We start from the raw sequence: 18,137 nt of genomic DNA, 5'->3' as shown, positions 1-18,137 counted from the left end.
CAGAAGTCGGGCCCGCACGCCGCTTCGTTACTGTGATTTGGCCCGCCTCTGTCCAGATGGGCCTGAACCTGGAGATTCCCGGTTCGCGAAATTCGCTACTCAGACAATAATGAGCAAGCGCGTTGCTTACCACGCGGGGGTCAAACTGCGACGCACGTCACAAGCCCTCCACGCAACCACGATGACAGGAGCCACGATCCGTGAACGATCATTCCCGCGGTGATGCCGAGAAACCAGATGCGTCTGGCACTTCCGCGGGCGAGCCCTCGGTTCGTCGCATCCGCAAGCGCACCAATGTCCGTAGCAAGTCTTACAAACGCAAGCGCGCCCTGATCACGGGCGGTTTTGCGGCCTCGCTCGTAGTGGTGGCACTGGCTCTGTGGCTCGGCTATTCGGCCAGGGAAGCACGCGCAAATCTGTACGAGGCACGCAACCACGCACAGCTCGCGAAAGACGCGTTACTGGACGGTAATACAGAAGCCGCAGAGCGGTCATCCGCCGACGCCGACAAGTACGCGAACCAGGCGTACGACTACACGCACAACGTCCCGTGGAGCGTCGCTTCCGCCATTCCGTGGCTGGGCAGCCCGCTCGAGACATCGCAGCAGATCTCCGAAGTGGTGCGCGGCCTGACGTCGGAAGTGCTCACTCCCGCGGTGGCAGCCGGAACTTCCCTGGCGCCAAACCAACTCATCGCTTCCGGTGGCAAGGTGAATTTGCAGCCCCTGCAGGACGCAGCACCCGTACTGGATCAGACTGCGGTCGCAGCGCAGCGTTGGAATGATCGGGCACAGGCTATCGACGAGCCGACATACCTGGCGTCGGTTTCCGATGCTCGTACACAACTACAGGACCAGCTATCGGAGCTGTCGAACCTGTTGGGGAATACCGCAATTGCCGCGAAGCTGGCACCCACGATGTTGGGCGCAGACGGCCCACGCAACTACTTCATGGCCTTCCAAACCAACGCCGAGGCGCGCGGAACGGGCGGCCTGCTAGGCGGCTACGGTGTCATTCGCGTGAATGATGGCGTGGCGCGGGTAGACACGCTAGGGCGGAACTCGGACCTTGCCGGCGCACCCACGCCGTTGGACCTGGGTCCGGAATTCGCCGCCCAATACGGGCAGAGCCGACCAACCACAGACATTCGTAACAGTAACTTGAGTTCACACTTTCCCTATGCAGCGCAGATCTGGAAATCGATGTGGGCCCAGGAATCAGGCGAGCAGGTGGACGGTGCGATTGCCACCGACCCGATCGCCCTCAGCTATGTGCTCGGCGCCATCGGTCCGGTCAAGATGCCGGACGGAGAGGTGATCAACGCCGACAACGTGGTGGAACTAACGGAGTCGACTGCCTACGTCCGGTTTGCGGACGACAACAACGCTCGTAAGCAGTATCTGCAGACAGTTGCCGCCCGCGTGATCGACAAGATGACCGGCGAGATCAAATCCCCTCAAAAGCTTCTCGACGCACTCGGCCGCGCAGCCGGGGAGCGCCGTATCGCAGTGTGGAGCTCGCACCCTGACGCACAGGAAGTTCTGACCGGGACCCTCCTTGGTCACACCGTTCCCGACGATGAGGCACCATTCGCCGGCGTGGTCATCAACAACCAGGCTGGTGGCAAGCTCGACTACCACACGACGCGTGAGATCGACTATACGGCTGAGAGTTGCGCCGGCGACACCCGCCGCTCGACGGTGACGGTGAAGCTGACGAACAACACACCTGCTGGCGACTTCCCCGATTACGTCGCGGGTACGTTCATCAACACCCTTGGCGTCCCCAAGGGCACCAATGTGTCGGCCGTATCGCTTCTCGCGACACAGGGCGCGCAGCTACGGAACGTGACGGTGGACGGCAATCCGGCCGTGTTCCTGACAGGTAAGGAAAAGGGCCACCCGTTGTTTGACGTCCTGGTCCCCGTCAGGCAGGGCCAGACGACGGAAATCAAGTACCAACTGACCGAGCCCACCACCCCCGGCGAGGCGCGAGTTCCGGTACAGCCGCTGGTGGATGATCCGATCGTCACGGTGAACGTGCCGAACTGCGACGCCTGATTCGGAATGTTCTCGGGCAGCTCTCGCACCGCCGCCATGGCGCTGGCCGTGGCGGCGGGCGGTGCGGTGGGCGGTGCGTGCCGATCCCAGATGTGACGGTGGTGGCCGGACGACGCAACGCACATTCCGTTCACCACATTCGCCCTCAATATGGTGGGGTGCTTTCTGTTCGGTTTGTCTGTCGGCACGCAAGGCGTATTCCATACTCTTCGCGGACATCTTGTTCACCGCCGAGCACACGGTAATCGCGTCCACTTGTTGTACGGGGTCAACCTGTGACTTGATGTAGCCAAAGTAGCCCCCAACCCCTATGCCACCAACGAGGATGAGGAACTCACTAAGCGCGACCACAGCAACGTGACCAATTTCCGCACGGGCTAGCCTAATTCGCCGCCTGCCGCTGAGCAGGCCCCTCAACGGCAACGACAGATAAGGGACACCGCAGTTACCTAGGGGCGTCCCAGCCCACGATACGTCCATCCCGCGTCACGCCACTGTTGCGGATCAAGACAATTCCGGCCGTCGATGAGCGCGCGATTGCGCACCACCGCATCGAGATCTTCGGGTTGAAGCTTTGTGAATTCGGGCCATTCTGTCAGCACAAGGATCACATCGGCGCCCTCGCAGGCATCGAATGCGGTCGTCGCGTATCCGAGCGTCGGAAACAGCGCCCGCGAATTTTCCATCGCTTTGGGGTCGTATACCGTCACTGCAGCGCCTTGCAGCTGAATCTGTCCCGCAACGTTGAGAGCTGGCGAATCGCGCACGTCATCGGAGTCGGGCTTGAACGCGGCTCCGAGTACTGCGACGCGTGCGCCGAGCAGTGACCCGCAGGCTTCCCGCGCCAGCTCGACCATGCGAGTGCGCCGCCGCATGTTGATGTTGTCGACCTCGCGCAGGAAGGTGAGAGCCTGATCTGCTCCGAGTTCGCCAGCCCGTGCCATGAAGGCGCGGATGTCCTTCGGTAGACAGCCTCCGCCGAAACCGACCCCTGCATTTAGGAAGCGGCGACCGATACGAGCGTCGTGGCCGATCGCGTCGGCCAACACGGTCACGTCTGCTCCTGCTGCCTCGCATACCTCGGATATCGCGTTGATGAACGAAATCTTGGTGGCGAGAAAGGCGTTTGCAGATGTCTTTACGAGTTCAGCTGTCGCCAGATCGGTGACGAGAAATGGAATGTCTTCGTCGAGAAGTTTTGAATAGACGTCGCGCGCAACCTCCTCGGCGCGACCGGGGCGGTCGCGGTCGACTCCGAGGACTAGACGGTCTGGGTGCAGCGTGTCTTGGACGGCGAACCCTTCGCGGAGAAATTCAGGATTCCATGCCACCTCGAGGTTCTCGCCAGCCGGCGACAGCTCGCGCGCCAGTACAGCCAGACGCTCAGCTGTGCCCACGGGAACGGTGGACTTACCGAAGATCACCGCCGGACCGGTGATCAGCGGAGCGAGGGTGGTGATAACGGCGTCGACGTACTTCAGGTCGGCGGCGAATTCCCCCTTCTTCTGTGGGGTGCCGACTCCGAGAAAGTGGACGTCTGCAAAAGCCGCAGCGTCCTCGTATGAGGAGGTGAAACGCAACCGTCCTGCAGCGATGTTGCGTTGCAACACTTCTTCAAGACCGGGCTCGTAGAAGGGCACCTCGCCGGACTCGAGTTTGGCCAATTTTGCCGGGTCGACGTCCACGCCGAGGACGTCGTGCCCGAGTTCTGCCATGCAGGCGGCGTGGGTGGCCCCGAGGTAACCGGTCCCAAAGACAGCAATGCGTGTGGTCACTATGATCTCACATTCAGGGGAATTGGCCTACGATCAGAACTCATTCAGCTGCGCACAACGCTCACGTGGTCTCGGTACCACGCAATCGTCGAGGCGATCCCCTCGCGGAGACCGATGCTGGGTTCCCAGCCGGACTCGCGCAGCTTGGTGGTGTCGAGAAGCTTCCGGGGCGTACCGTCAGGCTTGGACGTATCCCATTCGATTCGGCCTGTATATCCAACTTCTTCGGCAACGATCTGTGCAATCTCTTTGATCGTCGAGTCTCGCCCGGTGCCTACGTTCACCTGGTCAGGTCCGTCATAGTTCTCGAGCAGGTGGAGGCAGGCCGATGCCATGTCGTCGACATGCAAGAATTCGCGGCGCGGTGAGCCGGTGCCCCAGTTGGTGACGGACTCGGCTCCGCCGCGACGCGCTTCGTCGTAGCGACGAATGAGCGCAGGAAGCACGTGCGACCCTTGTAGCGAGAAGTTGTCACCTTGTCCGTACAGGTTCGTCGGCATGGCGGATATCCACGGCAGTCCATATTGGCGCCGTACAGCCTGGATCTGCAGAATGCCAGCAATCTTGGCGATGGCGTAGGCATCGTTTGTAGGTTCGAGATGGCCGGTCAGGAGGTACTCCTCCTTGATCGGCTGAGGCGCAAGCTTTGGGTAGATGCACGACGATCCGAGGAAGAGCAGGCGCTCAACGCCGTGCTCCAGCGCCGCATCGAGTACGTTCACCTGAATCCGCAGGTTCTCCGACAGGAAGTCAACCGGATAGGTGTTGTTTGCCATGATTCCGCCGACTTTGGCTGCGGCCAGGACGACGTTGCGGGGCTTCTCGTCCGCGAAGAAGCGAAAGACCGCATCCCTATCGCGCAGATCAAGCTCATCGGATGGACGCCCGATCAGGTTCTCGAAGCCATTCGTCTGGAGGGCACGCCAGATAGCTGAGCCGACCAGCCCCCGGTGACCTGCCACGTAGAACGGCATCGTTCGATCCAACCTTTGTGGCATGAAGGTCTCTGGCATCACAAGATCTCCCAGTCAGGATGCGCTGGCGAATCAATCCAGGGTTTGCCTTCGTGTTTGAGCGCTTCGATGTCGGCATCGACCATGATTCTGGCGAGCTCGGGCGTGTGCACCTCAGCCTTCCAACCCAGCTTCACCTCAGCCTTGCTCGCATCTCCGATCAACGCGTCGACCTCTGTGGGACGGAGGTAACGCTCATCGAAGCGCACATGGTCCTCCCATTTGAGACCCGCGTGGTCGAACGCCACCGTCAAGAAGTCTCGAACTGAGTAGTTTCCGCCAGTCGCCAGACAGTAGTCATCCGGTTCGTCCGCCTGCAACATTCGCCACATCCCCTCGACGTACTCGGGTGCGTAGCCCCAGTCACGGACCGCATCGAGGTTGCCCATGTAGAGGTGGTCCTCCACTCCGGCCTTGATTCGCGCAACGGCCCGCGTGATCTTGCGCGTCACGAAGGTCTCACCCCGGCGCGGAGACTCGTGATTGAAGAGGATGCCATTGACTGCAAAAATGCCGTATGCCTCGCGATAATTCTTTGTGACCCAGTAGGAGTACACCTTCGCAGCGCCGTATGGAGACCGTGGGTAGAAGGGGGTCTCCTCATTCTGGGGAGGCGGTGTGGCACCAAACATCTCTGAGCTTGATGCCTGATAGAACTTGCAATCCAGGCCCGTGAGTCGAACCGCTTCAAGAAGCCGAACAGACCCGATTCCGGTCGTGTTTCCAGTGTGTTCGGGCTCGTCGAAGCTCACGCGAACATGCGATTGGGCAGCAAGGTTGTACACCTCGTCGGGCCTGATGCTCGACAGAAGAGTGACGAGGCGGGCACCGTCGCTCAGGTCTCCGTAATGAAGGAACAGCTTTGCTTCTGGGTCATGCGGATCCACGTAAAGGTGCTCGATCCGAGTTGTGTTGAAGGTAGACGAGCGGCGGATCAGGCCGTGAACCTCATACCCCTTCTTCAGCAGCAATTCTGCAAGATACGAACCATCCTGGCCCGTGATCCCGGTGATCAACGCACGCTTCATTCCAGCTCCGTTCTGACTCAACATTCACGCTGGCCCACAGCCTAGTTCCTCGGCGGGGCATCCTCGACACGTAGCTACACCACAGCCAACCTTTGACTAAGACACGCCGTCCCCACCTGCCCTGCACAAACGTCGCGAAACCATCTCGTCTCGCCCGCCAGAGATGGATTCCAGCCACCACACGTTCATGGACGCCGAACGCACCCTCGTCATGGTGTCGCTCTAGTATCACTAGTTGTGACCCTGAGCCCACTCCGCGTAACGATCGTAGGCCTCAACTATGCGCCGGAGGTGACCGGAATTGCACCCTACACAGCAGCTTTAGCCCGCGGATTGAGTGAGCGAGGACACACAGTCCATGTGGTTACTGGCTACCCTCACTACCCATCCTGGAAGGTCGACAATGGCTACAAGGGCCGGCACATGGACCAGGTCATCGATGGAGTCGACGTACGACGAGTCCGGCAATACACACCCAAGATGTTGAACAACGCCAATAGAGTCCTTCTTGAAGCATCTTTTGGAGTCGAAGCCACCGCGCAAAAATGGCACAATCCGGACGTCGTCGTCTGCGTTACGCCGGCGCTGATCGCGACTGCTATCGCACTAGCACGCACGCGACTGCAGAAGAGCCGACCGGCGATTGGTATTTGGGTCCAGGACCTCTACAGTCGCGGGCTCATCGAAACCGGGGTGGCGGGGGACCGGACCGCCCGAGCCGCAGTCGAGTTCGAGTCGCAGACCCTGCGTGCTGCAGATGGTGTTGTAGTCATCCACGAACGGTTCCGCCGCTATACACAGAAGACCCTCAGAGTGGATGATTCGAAGATCGAAGTTATTCGAAACTGGACGCACGTAAAAAATGGGGCGACCAGATCACGAGAAGCAACGCGCACTTTGCACGGGTGGAGACCAGAAGAGACGGTCGTGCTGCACGCTGGCAATATGGGCGCCAAACAAGGACTCGAAAACGTAATCGAGTCAGCGAAACTGGCCGCTCAGACTCATCCAGCTATTCGATTCGTTCTGCTCGGCGACGGCAACCAAAGAGCGCGACTAGAGGCACTGTCCCCGCCAGAGATCAACCTGCAGTTCCTCAAGCCGATGGACGACTATGATTTCCGTTCGGCGCTAGACGCGGCAGACGTCCTACTCGTGAATGAGATGCCAGGGGTAACAGAAATGGCGGTCCCGAGCAAACTCACTACGTACTTCGCAACCGGCAAGCCCGTGCTCGCCGCTACGGACAACGGGAGCACCACCGCCGACGAAATTGCAACGGCAAAGGCAGGAATACAGGTTCCAGCAGGATCCCCGCGGCGTCTTGTCGAAGCAGTAGCTCACATTGCAGCAAATCCCCAACTTGCTTCCGAACTTGGCCGAGCGGGAGTCGACTTTTTTCACTCAGAGCTCAACGAGTCATCGGCCATCGACCACTTCGAGGCGTGGCTGGGAAAGCTCGCACAGGACAGGACGAGGGAATTACGATGAGGGAACAACTCGGTGGCTCGTTCAAACAACCCGCAAGTAGGCGAAGCCTAGCAAAGTTCAGCGGTCAAGGATACGACAAGGGACGCCCCTTTCCAGTCCAAGTTCTATGGCTTCTCATATCCGGGTCCATCACGTCGAGGTGGTGGCTCCCCAACTCGTTACGGATCAGAATATTACGACTCTTCGGAGCTGACATCGAGCCCGGAGTGTTGATCAGACATAACGTGCGAATCCATTGGCCGTGGAAACTTTCAGTCGGCCGCGATTCTTGGATTGGGGAGGGAGTGTGGATTCTAAATCTCGAGCCAGTAACTATTGGACGCGATGTCTGCATATCGCAAGAGGCGATGATTTGTACAGGAAGTCATGATCGACGGTCACCAACATTCGAATTCGACAATCGACCTATAACGATCCACGACGGAGCATGGGTCGCCGCCCGCGCAACAATCCTCCGCGGCGTGACTATAGGAAAGAACTCTACAATCGGGGCGGTATCTCTAATCGTGCATGACGTTCCCAATGACGCTATCGTCGTCGGGAACGCCGCGACGACCCATGAACCCGATCGTTGACGAGTAGATCAGAGCATTTGTAGACATTGGCCCGTGTGGGGTCCAACGGACCTAGGCGACTGAAGACGTAAAAAGATTCGTTACTTAAGGCTGAAACTAAAATTTCACCCATCGTTTGGGAACGGCTCTGCGGTACAACGCGCATCGAATCCTTTAGCAACCGAGCGACGAAGGTGCACCTGAACCGGAATTGCTGGAAGCCGTTCTCGACGCGCCTTGTCCTGGAAGACTTCAAGGACATCCCGCGCCACCCCGCCTCTCCGCCCCGAAGCCGAGAGGCATCGACAACCCGAGCAGTTCTATCGATAGGGTCCGTGGCTTGCCAGGTATCCCGGACAAGCGCTTCGTCGGGCGTACTCGGACGCGATTTGCAGATTCTATGCGCCGCCGATAAGCAACATGTCCAAATCAGCCTCATCGTATGTAGCAAGAATTTGAACGTCGTTCTCACCTTCGAAACCGTTCGTAAGCACCAACGCCGTCTCTTGTGTGCCACGCACAAACGGAAATAGTCGCGCGCGATTCCCAATCTGCGCTACGTCGTATCCTTCACGTAGGGCAATTCGATGAAGCCATATATCGTCCGCGCGCGGGCACGTCGACGCGAATGTGTCACCATACCCACGGAGCCGTTGGAGAAAATCAGCCGGATAGAATACTCCCGAAACACCTGTGGCAAAATTCGTGATACTAGCCCGTGTTGTCTGGCAATACTCCCACTCAAGGTAAGGGATAACTATTCCTTCCCGAACTCCAATGACTTTTGCTCGATAACAGAGAATGGTCTTGTCGTCGTAGCGAGCGCGGGCAGACAATAGGTTATCCAACCAATATCGAGGATAGAGCAAGTCGTCATCGGCGGTCACTAGACCGACAACATGTATATCTTCGCTCATGATGTACGGATAGTACTTCGTATGCGGACCATAGTTACTACTTAATCTGATCTCGAGACCCCGTTTTTCGAGGCGCTGGAGCGATTTACGCATGGTTGGCACTTCAAACCGATCATCGAGCCAGAGAATAATGCGTGACGGCCTAGCCTTACCAAACCCAATACTCTCAATGGTATAAAACACCTTCGATATACGACTTCCATGAGAGGTCAGCGACACAACCGTGTCTGAATCTCCCAGCAGCGAGGAGGTAGAATAAGTATTTCTGACCCGGAGAACCGCCATCCAGAACACAGACCGAATTCGTCTATCGACAGAAGTTAGCAGCCGCGAAACCAGGCTACAAATAGAGAGAATTAGAGACGACCCCAAACGAACGACCCATCTCATTCTTACATTCACCACACTCGTCTCCCAATTCTAACTGAGCGGCTCTACGCGCCCAACCGTACGTTCAAAATATTCTCCTGAGATTGGTCTCCGCCAGCCTGCAGGATTTCCAGCGTAAAGGCCACCACTTTCGGTTAGCCCCTTAATAACTACTGAACCCATGGCGAAAAGGCAACGATCTGGCACTACGGCACCCGGAACAACGGAGACGTTACTACCTACAAGTGCGTAGTGTCCTATTGAGATCGCTGCGGTCGCTTGCCCCCCTCTGGAAACATCAATGCCGTGTGTAATAAAAGTGGAGCGCATACCTGCAATGGTGGAATAATCACCGATCGTTACTCCACCAGAAAGGTCGATGTAGTGCCGGCTCGTAATTGCGCTATGCCGACCGATTTCAAGACAACCCGCAGCTGGCGAGTCCGAAACACGCACTAGCGCCCGCGACGCCGAGATCCAGTTCCACTGACCTATTTTGCTGAACTCTCCAAGGCTCAGATGGCCAACGTCTCGGATGACGTTTCCGAATCCGATAGCTGCACCTTCACCAAGCGAGACGCCGTCAATGTGCCAGAGTATTGATGGCGAAATCCGCGCCGACTTTGCGATATTGAAGCCCAGCACCGATAGCACTCGAAACTTAACTCGACCGGATGGAAGTAGGCCTGCGAATAGAACCACCAGCTTGCGGATACTTCTCATAGTCGTTGCATCCCTTTCGCGAACATCAACACTTTTAGATCCGAACGGTAAACACTAGGTTAAGACTCGGGCGAACTATGCTTCATTAAGTACCTGAGCGAGCCTACTGTGGAGAATCTCGGGAGATCCGATAAGTACGGCGGCTTCGCGGGCCCGTTCGGAAAACCGCTGATAGCGCTCCGAGTCTGAAAGAAGCGAATCGACGGAGAACGCGAGGCCGGTCGCATCGTCATCTTCAACAACGATGCCAGCGCCAAGTCGCTCGATCTCGCCGGCCAAAGCCGACGACCTACTCACAACAACGGGCTTACCGAGGGCCAACGCGCCCAAGAGAGAGTTTCCCCACGGCTCATCCCTGGAGCACAGCACGAAAACGGAGCACCCCGAAATCACACTCGGGACGAGTCGGGCTTCAACTGCTTCTAAAATATCGACGACACCGGCGTCGCCGTACTTTCGAACAAGCACATTCTTCATGCCATCGTCGGGACCAACAATGACGTACGACCCACGAAGGCCGCTCGAACGGGCGAACTTAGCTGCTTCACAGAACATTTCCGGATTCTTACGACTATGTAGCCGCGCAACGAATAGAGCGGAATCCCGACGATCGTCTTGCACTCTTTGAACCAGCGGGGAATGCGAGCGAAATTCGCGCCTTACTGGATTACCAATAACTACCGTTTCTCCATTTATACCAAACGCTTGTAAATCTGATCGTTCCTTTTCAGTAAGCGCTATTGCATAGGAGGCGCGACAAACAAGCGGGCGCGTAATAATTAGGTCAAACAGTCGTGCATACCAAGCGCACTTGGCAGTAACCATTCCATGGGGCTGAACAATAAAGGATTTTCGGAGCATTATCGAAAATATGCATGCGAGCATTGGAACTATCTCTCGCGAAAAACTCACATGCACAACATCGGATCTGGACACCTCTCTGTACAGTTCCTTCGCCAGCGTCCAGCTTAGCAGCGTCAAAAACCTTGAACCGGGGATGAGCGGACGCGCAACAGGGAATTGAGCGTCTTCATTTTCCCGTATCTCCGGTCTGTCGCCCTTCAATGATGCAGCGATGAGAACCGCTTCGTAGCCCTCAGCACGAAGTGCATCACACTGCTCGCGAGCAGTATCAAATGGTCCGCCATAAAGGCCGGACTTGCTAGCAAGCGTAACTACCCGCAGCACTCTCCTCATGGACGGGGCCTTTCTGCTTCTTGAGTTCTCCGAAGTATTCCACCCGCGACGCCTACGATAAGGTGCCGAATTCGCGCCGAGAGGATCCGAATATCGTTGAATCGGATCAAGTAATAGTCTCGGAGCCGAGTTCCAATTTGTCGATTTAGAAAAATGATAACTAGATTTGCACAGAGGATACTTCCCACCATTGTTCCCACCGCAGCTCCCGTAGCACCCATGGAGGGGACGATTAAGAACAGAAGTGCGATCGTTGTCGCTGCCGAGACAATTACAATCCAGCTACGAATTTCCGGCTTGCCAATGCCGCTGAGCCCTGCTCCTGCAATTGAGCCGGATGCGCCTAACGTCGAAGACAGCAGGAGTATCAGTAGCACGGGAATGGCGGGAGTGAATTCCGAACCAAAGACGACTGGAAACCAAAAGACAGCGCTTGCTGACAGAATGACCGAAATGATGGCGGACGCAAGTAGAGAAATACGAGCCATCAGAGTTAGTCGGTCAACATCCAGATCGTGAGATGCGGACGAGAAGAGTACGTCACGAATTGCCAAGCTCACGATTAGTGTCGCATCGGCAACGTTTACTGCCACCGCATAAAATCCAAGCTGCTCGACAGAGGAAAGAGGGGCCAGCAGCACCTGCGCAACTCGGGCGAGTACTGCGCCGCCAGCGATGCCGATCCACACTCTGGCACCATACGACAACATCGATCGGAAATTTAGAGTCGCCGCACCAACTTTCGGCGGTGTGTATCGAGTGAAAATGAACCGAAGATACACCAGCCCACCAACGAGTGGCGCCCCGGACAGGACGATAGCTGCAACGGCAGGGGTCAAGTCATCTAGTAGATATGCGCCGTAGATTCCCAGAATTCGCACGCCCGCAGTTACGCATTTCTCCGAATTTACCAATCCCCAATTCTCGTGGCCTGCGCATACACCTCGTACCCCAGCCACGACAATCGTTGGTGTAAGGAAACACACGCTGATCAATATCAAGCGAGACAGTCCTGGGTCTCCGGACGCCAAGGGAGAAGCGAACACACTTGCGGCGATCGTTGAAACAACACCCGCAACAAGGAGTGCCCCACAAGCGAACCCTGTGAGCACACGGTGCTCTCCCCGCTGTTTTGCGCTCCAGTATGTTGCCGACTCTGGGATCCCGAACGACGAGATGGCGGTCAATAGGATCAGTACTGCAGTCGAGGCTGCGACCTCCCCGCGCCCATCCGGTCCGAGCGAATGTGCCAGGACCGGCGCCACCGCAATCGTCGCGAATGGTATCGCAAATCCAGCGGCGACGGTGGTGAGAAGGTTTATTGTCAGGGAATGCGCCCGTCTCACGCGAGAGTGATGTGATTTTCCGACCGTGGCGCGATGGGTCATGCCCGGGCCTGTTTCGTTTGGGGTGATGCGACTTTCTGTCGAGTCCCAAATAGTTCACTCACAAGAACGCCAACTATCGTGAGCTGAAAGGCTTTGGAGAGGCTCTCGGCATTCCCAAGAATTCCACTTTCGTACAACGACGAGTCGAATGCAATTGTTGCGGCAAAGATCACGATAGGAAGTGACCTAGACAGAAGGCCACGACCCACAAGTGCGGTAATTATCATCAGGATTGCCAATCCGAGTACCGCGTTCCAAACGCCCCCTTGAGCGAGGCCTTCGGCAATCGGTCCGGATGCTAGTGAGACATCTTGGTACTGATTCGAAAAGGTGTGGCTTCTGACTTCACGGGTCCATCGTATCCCTTGATTCTCGTATGGAAGGTAGGGACCCTTGGGTATCGCTGCAAGAACAAGGTCTTGAATGTAATCATCTGTTTTTATCCAAGGTTTGTCCGCATAAAGGTAGCCGTCCGTTACGGACGATAGCATATCAGTCCTTTGAATGACTGAGATTCCTACGCCTTCAACGCGCGCGAATGGACCGGTGGTGTTTTCGGCCACTATGGACTCGGTACTGATACCCTTCAATGGCTGAATTACGGAGAATGTGGTGGCGACCAAGATAAGCAAGACTGGCAAAGCTTTGCGCTTCTGCTGCTTGTTCAGGGTGTACATGAACCGGATGACGTACGCCGTGGTTATCGCGAGGATAGGAGTCTTCGACGCGCTCAGGAGTGCCCAAGCGACCTCACTCAAACTCACTATCGCGATAGCGAAGTATTCCGTGCGTGCAACTGGCCTCAGATAAACGATTGCCAAACATGAACCGATGGCAGCGAAGGCCACGAGCGCTCTGGAGACGCTCACATACCCTGCCAATTGAGATGCTCTTCCAATCCATCCGAGTAGAAGAAATACTCCGATAACTGAATTTAGCCGGCGGTCTCCGGCTAAATTCAGCGTATAGGATTTGTTGCGGACGGTTTTAATCCAAATAAGCTGAGTTATGACGAAGCCAACCTGACACACCAATACGATATTGAGCAACTTCACAAGGGTAGTGTCATACCCGAGCGCGATCAGTCGGTAGTCGACCAGAAGCTCTCCTCTTCCCGGCTCAACTGAAGCCAGATAGAAGGGCCTAAGGACGAATGCCGAGAACCAGAATATCGCTTGAATGCGTATCAAAGTTCCTGTCGTCGTCTCCATCTTCCGCGCAAGAAAGAACTGAAAACCTAGGGTGCCGGCTACAGCTAGTAGGACTATTTCGATACTGTCGAAAGGCCAATTCATGAGGGGTGTGACCACGGCCGATCAGAACCAGAAACCATTTGGATTCCATCGCCGCTACGACGCGTCGGCAATTCGTGTTGTCTACACGTAAATTTCCTGCGTGCTACTCCGTCTCTCATCGTCAGTAAGCCCCTTCTCCTACCAGGACGGCTCTCATTGTCTTCGCGACAATCAGAGCATCACCCACCATCGACCAATTCTCCACGTATGAGAGATCGAGCCGCACAGTTTCCTCCCAGGACAGATCGGAGCGGCCGCTAACTTGCCAGAGACCGGTAATGCCCGGCTTTACTAGCAGGCGGCGGCGCACAGTTCCGTCATATGCCTCGACCTCGCGACGCAGGGGCGGGCGCGGCCCCACCACACTCATTTCGCGGCGCAGTACGTTCACGAATTGCGGTAATTCGTCGAGGCTGTACTTGCGGAGGAACTTCCCTACCTTGGTCACTCGGGGATCCTCTCGCATCTTGAACAGCACGCCGGCGCCCTCGTTGGCGTTCATCAACGAGGCCACCTGCTTGTCCGCATCGACGATCATGCTGCGGAACTTGAGCATTGGAAAAGGCCTGCCGTCCAGGCCCATACGCTCCGATTTGTAGAACACCGGACCTGTGCTCGTCAGCTTGATCGCAAGTGCAGCAGCAACCATCACCGGGCTGGTGAGAACAAGCGCTAAGGTGGCGAATACGAAGTCGAAGGAGAGTTTCGAGAACTTCTGAGCGCCGTGGTAGCGGGGCTTCTCTACATGTATGAGCGGAAAGCCTGCGACCGGCCGCATCGACAGGCGCGGACCTGACACATCCATCATTCCGGGAGAAACCACCAGATCCACATGATGTGGCTCGAGGTCCCATGCAAGGGAACGCATTCCCTCGTGCCCGAGGTGCTCTGTGGCTGTCACAGCGACGGTGTCCGCGCGGCAGAAACCCAACGCACGAACCACGTCATGCTCGTCGCCGAACACGGGGATATCACGCTCTCCGATAACGATCTTGTCGTTGCGTGCGCCGGTGTGTCCTGGGATGCACATACCGACCACTTTGTAACCGTCGGCCGTGCCACGCTCGAATGATTCCGCCAAACTTCGCACCGAGCGTTCACCGCCTACCACGAGTACGGAGGTCTGGAACTCGCCGCGGGATCGCTTGGCTGCGATCACTCGACGCCACACCCACCGGCTGACCAGAAGACCGGCAAGCCCCACGGGGAAGGCGATCGCGAGATACAGGCGAGCGAGGTCAAGACGAAACAGAAGGGAGGCGATGCCGATCAATCCGAAGAGTCTGACCGTCGAGACGAAGATTCGCCGATATTCGTCCGGTCCGCTCCCGATCACGCGGACCGTGCGAGTCCTGAAGATAATGAGCGTGGCGAGCCACGACACTACGAGCAGCGCAGACACGAGCGCGTAGCTGAGTGTTTGGGGGAAGGCCGCGGTCTGCAAGACGCCGCTGTCGCCGAACCGCACCCACTGTGCGAGGGCTACAGCGGCGATCACGATCACCGTGTCCGAGACCCACAAACGGCGAATGTACGCGGCCTGCCACGCCCGCCTGCCGGTAAGCCGGCCGTCGAGTCTCGAAGTTGGCGTGGTCCTCCCATCAGGGGTTGTCGAGTCGAGCGAAACACCGAACGACGTCACCATCTGAGCCTTCCAACTAGGACCAATGAGTCGGCGAGCGTCACTGTCTCGCGACCTGCGTGGCGGTAGAGGAAGTCCGCCCCCCGGGGTTTTGCTGCCAGTTAATAATCGCACTTGGGGTCGCCTCGTTACACTTAGGACGGCCCGGAGTGACGCGACTCACATCGCCGGTTTTTCTTCAGAGAGAGGGACTTTCGACCCTGGTTAACCAAGGGATCTGCACTTAGAGTGACGCGCTCGGGGACCAGTCCGCAGGCAGACCTTAACCCCGACTGCTGGCACCGTTGCCGACCTTCGAGTATTTTGCGCGCTTTGCACTGGACAGTAACAACGCGGTAACGTTGCTCTGACCAGGGCAGGTCCGCCCGAAGGTTACGGCGAACGAACGGAACCGTCGCCTAGTCCTTCACCCTCTGCTCCAGCCACGTCCGCAGGTCCGCTCCATATTCAGGACGACTCAGCGCCAAGTCCACGGATGCGCGGAGAAACCCGCCGGGATTGCCGAGGTCGTGCCTGGGCCCGCGATGAACCACGACATGCACGGGATGCCCCTCCCTGATGAGCAGCGCGATCGCGTCGGTCAACTGCAACTCGCCGCCCGCTCCCGGGCGGATACGTCGGAGTGCATCAAAGATTTCCCGGTCCAAGAGGTAACGGCCTGCGGCTGCGAGTGTCGACGGTGCGTCCTGGAGTTTCGGCTTCTCCACCATTCCTTTCACCCTCAGTACCTTCGGGTTCGTAGCATCGGGGACCGCCTCGACGTCGAAGACTCCATATGCGCTCACCTCCTCTTTGGGGACGTCGATGGCACACAACACCGTTCCTCCACGCTTGGCTCGCACGCTCGACATGACGTCGAGCACGCCGTTCGGAAGTACCAAGTCGTCCGGCAGCAGTACCGCGATCGCGTCCTCGTCATCGCCCAGCACCGCTTCAGCGCAACCAACCGCGTCGCCGAGCCCCAGCGGTTGTTGCTGGACTACCGACTCCACCGAGAGGAGGCCCGGCGCCCTGCGGACCTTCTCCAGCAGAGTGTGTTTTCCCCTGGCAGCAAGGTGATTTTCCAACACCAGGTCTTCGACGAAGTGCGCCACGACGCCATCCTTGCCCGGTGCCGTCACGATGATCAGCCGCTCTGCACCCGACTCGGCAGCCTCGCAGGCCACCAACTCGATCCCGGGCGTGTCCACCACAGGAAGTAGCTCCTTGGGGACCGTCTTTGTCGCCGGCAGAAATCGCGTTCCCATTCCCGCGGCGGGTACCACAGCCGTCCGAAATCCAGTCGAATCCAATTCCCCCACGGTTATGCCTTTCTCGAAGAACCAATGTGCTGCAGTGTCACGACTTTTGCGCGTGAGCCGACGGTCGAACTGGTCAGTTGTCCAGGTCTATCGGATGCGCGTGAGAGCAGACCCGTTGGCGGCGAGGAGAGTCCGCATCACCCGAAACCGATCGTGGCGACGAAGAGCTGGGCATGCTGCTGTGCCGGTGCGAGGGTCACCGCCGGGTTCGATGCCGGCAACCACGCTGCCTCTCCCGCACTCAGCTCGAGCGAGTCACCGTGGGACGAGAGGACGGTCGATCCCGCCGTGCAGAGAACGATCCGTGGGTTTCCGGCGGCGAGAGTCGCTGTGGATGGTGCCGCTCCACTCGTGCTCGTGTCGAGGTGCAGTCGGGTGAGCTCGAATTCTGTCTCGGGTGTGCGGTATAGGCGTCTGTTGTCACGATCATCGCCGTCCGCACGTAGAACCGGCATGGACGCCGGCCGAAAATCGAGAACTTTCAGCAGCTCGGGCACGTCAACGTGCTTGGGGGTCAAACCGCCACGCAGCACATTGTCCGAGTTGGCCATGATCTCGACGGCCGCGCCTCGAAGGTATGCGTGCAGATTTCCGGCCGCGAGAAACAGGCCCTCCCCCGGTTCGAGCGTGATCCGATTGAGCAGCAGCGAGATGAGGACACCAGGGTCATTCGGATACCTGCTCCCCAGGTCGAGCGCGGTCTGCGCCTCCGCCGCGAACTCCCCCTCCGCTCCGTCGCACATGGTCGACAGGTACCGCCGGCAGGCCTCGACCACACCACCGATCAGGGCCGCCGGGTGTTTATCGCCCGTGATCCACTGCGTGAACAGCGCGCGCATACCCGAGGAGTCGGTCTGAGCTGCCAATTGCTCCGCACACCGGTCCAACTCCGCAACACCCAGCGCTCGCAGCAACGCGACGGTTCGCCACACGTCGCGGAAACCGGCGAGCGCCTCGAATTTCGTCAGCGCAACCACAAGTTCCGGCTTGTGGTTGTCGTCTTTGTAATTGCGGGCAGGCGAGTCCAGCGGCACACCGTTTGCATCTTCGCGTTCGAATCCTTCACGTGCCTGCACGGAGTTCGGGTGCGCCTGCAACGACAGTGGTTCCTCCGCGGCGAGCACCTTGAGCAGAAACGGAAGGCGACCTCGGAATCGCTCCGCGTTGGTCGCCCCCAGTTGCCCGTGCGGGTCGGCCGAAATCACGTCGAGGAGTGAGACGCCGGAGCCCGCGTCGTCCACGCGAGCCGGGTCTGCCGGATGCGCACCGAGCCAGAGTTCAGCTTCGGGCCGATCGGACGGCGAGGGTCGTCCAGTGAGCTCCGCCAGCACGGTGCGGGAGCCCCACTCATACGACCGGATTGCTCCGTGAAGGCGTTTCATCG

At 58.0% G+C, this 18,137-nt stretch carries 13 protein-coding genes; 3 read left to right on the top strand and 10 right to left on the bottom strand.

From position 1 onward, the window contains the following. Positions 1–200 precede the first annotated feature (200 nt). On the top strand, positions 201–2,060 hold the full coding sequence (locus ACLIVD_RS41810) for a DUF4012 domain-containing protein (RefSeq protein ID WP_491933642.1): 1,860 nt from the start codon (positions 201–203) through the stop codon (positions 2,058–2,060). A 449-nt stretch (positions 2,061–2,509) separates the two neighbouring features. Here ACLIVD_RS41810 and ACLIVD_RS41805 read toward each other — a convergent pair whose 3' ends face one another. Genes ACLIVD_RS41805 through gmd form a run of 3 tightly spaced genes read right to left on the bottom strand, consistent with a single transcriptional unit; the run spans position 2,510 to position 5,876 of the window. Continuing rightward, on the bottom strand, positions 2,510–3,835 hold the full coding sequence (locus ACLIVD_RS41805) for a UDP-glucose dehydrogenase family protein (protein ID WP_491933641.1): 1,326 nt from the start codon (positions 3,833–3,835) through the stop codon (positions 2,510–2,512). 44 nt (positions 3,836–3,879) lie between these two features. Continuing rightward, positions 3,880–4,848, bottom strand: coding sequence for a GDP-L-fucose synthase family protein (locus tag ACLIVD_RS41800; protein WP_491933640.1), 969 nt, complete (start codon positions 4,846–4,848; stop codon positions 3,880–3,882). Next, positions 4,848–5,876: a GDP-mannose 4,6-dehydratase gene (gmd, locus tag ACLIVD_RS41795; RefSeq protein ID WP_491933639.1), complete on the bottom strand. Its 1,029-nt coding sequence runs from the start codon at positions 5,874–5,876 to the stop codon at positions 4,848–4,850. Before gmd ends, ACLIVD_RS41800 begins: the two co-directional genes overlap by 1 nt. Before the next feature lie 237 nt (positions 5,877–6,113). Here gmd and ACLIVD_RS41790 point away from each other — a divergent pair, with 237 nt between their 5' ends. Both ACLIVD_RS41790 and ACLIVD_RS41785 read left to right on the top strand, forming a co-directional pair. Further along, positions 6,114–7,367, top strand: coding sequence for a glycosyltransferase family 4 protein (locus ACLIVD_RS41790; protein ID WP_491933638.1), 1,254 nt, complete (start codon positions 6,114–6,116; stop codon positions 7,365–7,367). After that, positions 7,364–7,942: an LbetaH domain-containing protein gene (locus ACLIVD_RS41785; protein WP_491933637.1), complete on the top strand. Its 579-nt coding sequence runs from the start codon at positions 7,364–7,366 to the stop codon at positions 7,940–7,942. The genes ACLIVD_RS41790 and ACLIVD_RS41785 overlap by 4 nt, the downstream gene beginning before the upstream one ends. A gap of 377 nt (positions 7,943–8,319) precedes the next feature. Here the strand turns inward: ACLIVD_RS41785 and ACLIVD_RS41780 are convergent, their stop codons facing one another. The 7 genes from ACLIVD_RS41780 to manA form a co-directional block, all read right to left on the bottom strand. Beyond that, positions 8,320–9,132: a glycosyltransferase gene (locus tag ACLIVD_RS41780; protein WP_491933636.1), complete on the bottom strand. Its 813-nt coding sequence runs from the start codon at positions 9,130–9,132 to the stop codon at positions 8,320–8,322. An 873-nt stretch (positions 9,133–10,005) separates the two neighbouring features. Next, complete coding sequence (locus ACLIVD_RS41775; RefSeq protein WP_491933635.1) at positions 10,006–11,127, bottom strand: glycosyltransferase family 4 protein; 1,122 nt, start codon at positions 11,125–11,127, stop codon at positions 10,006–10,008. After that, positions 11,124–12,515: an oligosaccharide flippase family protein gene (locus ACLIVD_RS41770; protein WP_491933634.1), complete on the bottom strand. Its 1,392-nt coding sequence runs from the start codon at positions 12,513–12,515 to the stop codon at positions 11,124–11,126. The genes ACLIVD_RS41775 and ACLIVD_RS41770 overlap by 4 nt, the downstream gene beginning before the upstream one ends. After that, on the bottom strand, positions 12,512–13,825 hold the full coding sequence (locus ACLIVD_RS41765; protein WP_491933633.1) for a hypothetical protein: 1,314 nt from the start codon (positions 13,823–13,825) through the stop codon (positions 12,512–12,514). Before ACLIVD_RS41765 ends, ACLIVD_RS41770 begins: the two co-directional genes overlap by 4 nt. Before the next feature lie 106 nt (positions 13,826–13,931). After that, positions 13,932–15,455, bottom strand: coding sequence for a sugar transferase (locus ACLIVD_RS41760; protein ID WP_491933632.1), 1,524 nt, complete (start codon positions 15,453–15,455; stop codon positions 13,932–13,934). Between the two features lie 395 nt (positions 15,456–15,850). Further along, positions 15,851–16,699, bottom strand: coding sequence for a UTP--glucose-1-phosphate uridylyltransferase (locus tag ACLIVD_RS41755; protein ID WP_491933837.1), 849 nt, complete (start codon positions 16,697–16,699; stop codon positions 15,851–15,853). A 191-nt stretch (positions 16,700–16,890) separates the two neighbouring features. After that, positions 16,891–18,135: a mannose-6-phosphate isomerase, class I gene (gene manA, locus ACLIVD_RS41750; RefSeq protein WP_491933631.1), complete on the bottom strand. Its 1,245-nt coding sequence runs from the start codon at positions 18,133–18,135 to the stop codon at positions 16,891–16,893. Positions 18,136–18,137 lie beyond the last annotated feature (2 nt).

The sequence above is a fragment of the Rhodococcus sp. G6(2025) genome, assembly GCF_058628105.1.
This window is presented reverse-complemented; position numbering and strand designations above follow the sequence as displayed.

Excerpts from the sequence above, each read along its gene's own strand:
- manA (WP_491933631.1), bottom strand. The coding sequence starts at position 18,135 with ATGAAACGCCTTCACGGAGCAATCCGGTCGTATGAGTGGGGCTCCCGC.
- gmd (WP_491933639.1), bottom strand. The coding sequence starts at position 5,876 with ATGAAGCGTGCGTTGATCACCGGGATCACGGGCCAGGATGGTTCGTAT.
- ACLIVD_RS41775 (WP_491933635.1), bottom strand. The coding sequence starts at position 11,127 with ATGAGGAGAGTGCTGCGGGTAGTTACGCTTGCTAGCAAGTCCGGCCTT.
- ACLIVD_RS41785 (WP_491933637.1), top strand. The coding sequence starts at position 7,364 with ATGAGGGAACAACTCGGTGGCTCGTTCAAACAACCCGCAAGTAGGCGA.
- ACLIVD_RS41800 (WP_491933640.1), bottom strand. The coding sequence starts at position 4,848 with ATGCCAGAGACCTTCATGCCACAAAGGTTGGATCGAACGATGCCGTTC.
- ACLIVD_RS41755 (WP_491933837.1), bottom strand. The coding sequence starts at position 16,699 with ATGGGAACGCGATTTCTGCCGGCGACAAAGACGGTCCCCAAGGAGCTA.
- ACLIVD_RS41760 (WP_491933632.1), bottom strand. The coding sequence starts at position 15,455 with ATGGTGACGTCGTTCGGTGTTTCGCTCGACTCGACAACCCCTGATGGG.
- ACLIVD_RS41770 (WP_491933634.1), bottom strand. The coding sequence starts at position 12,515 with ATGACCCATCGCGCCACGGTCGGAAAATCACATCACTCTCGCGTGAGA.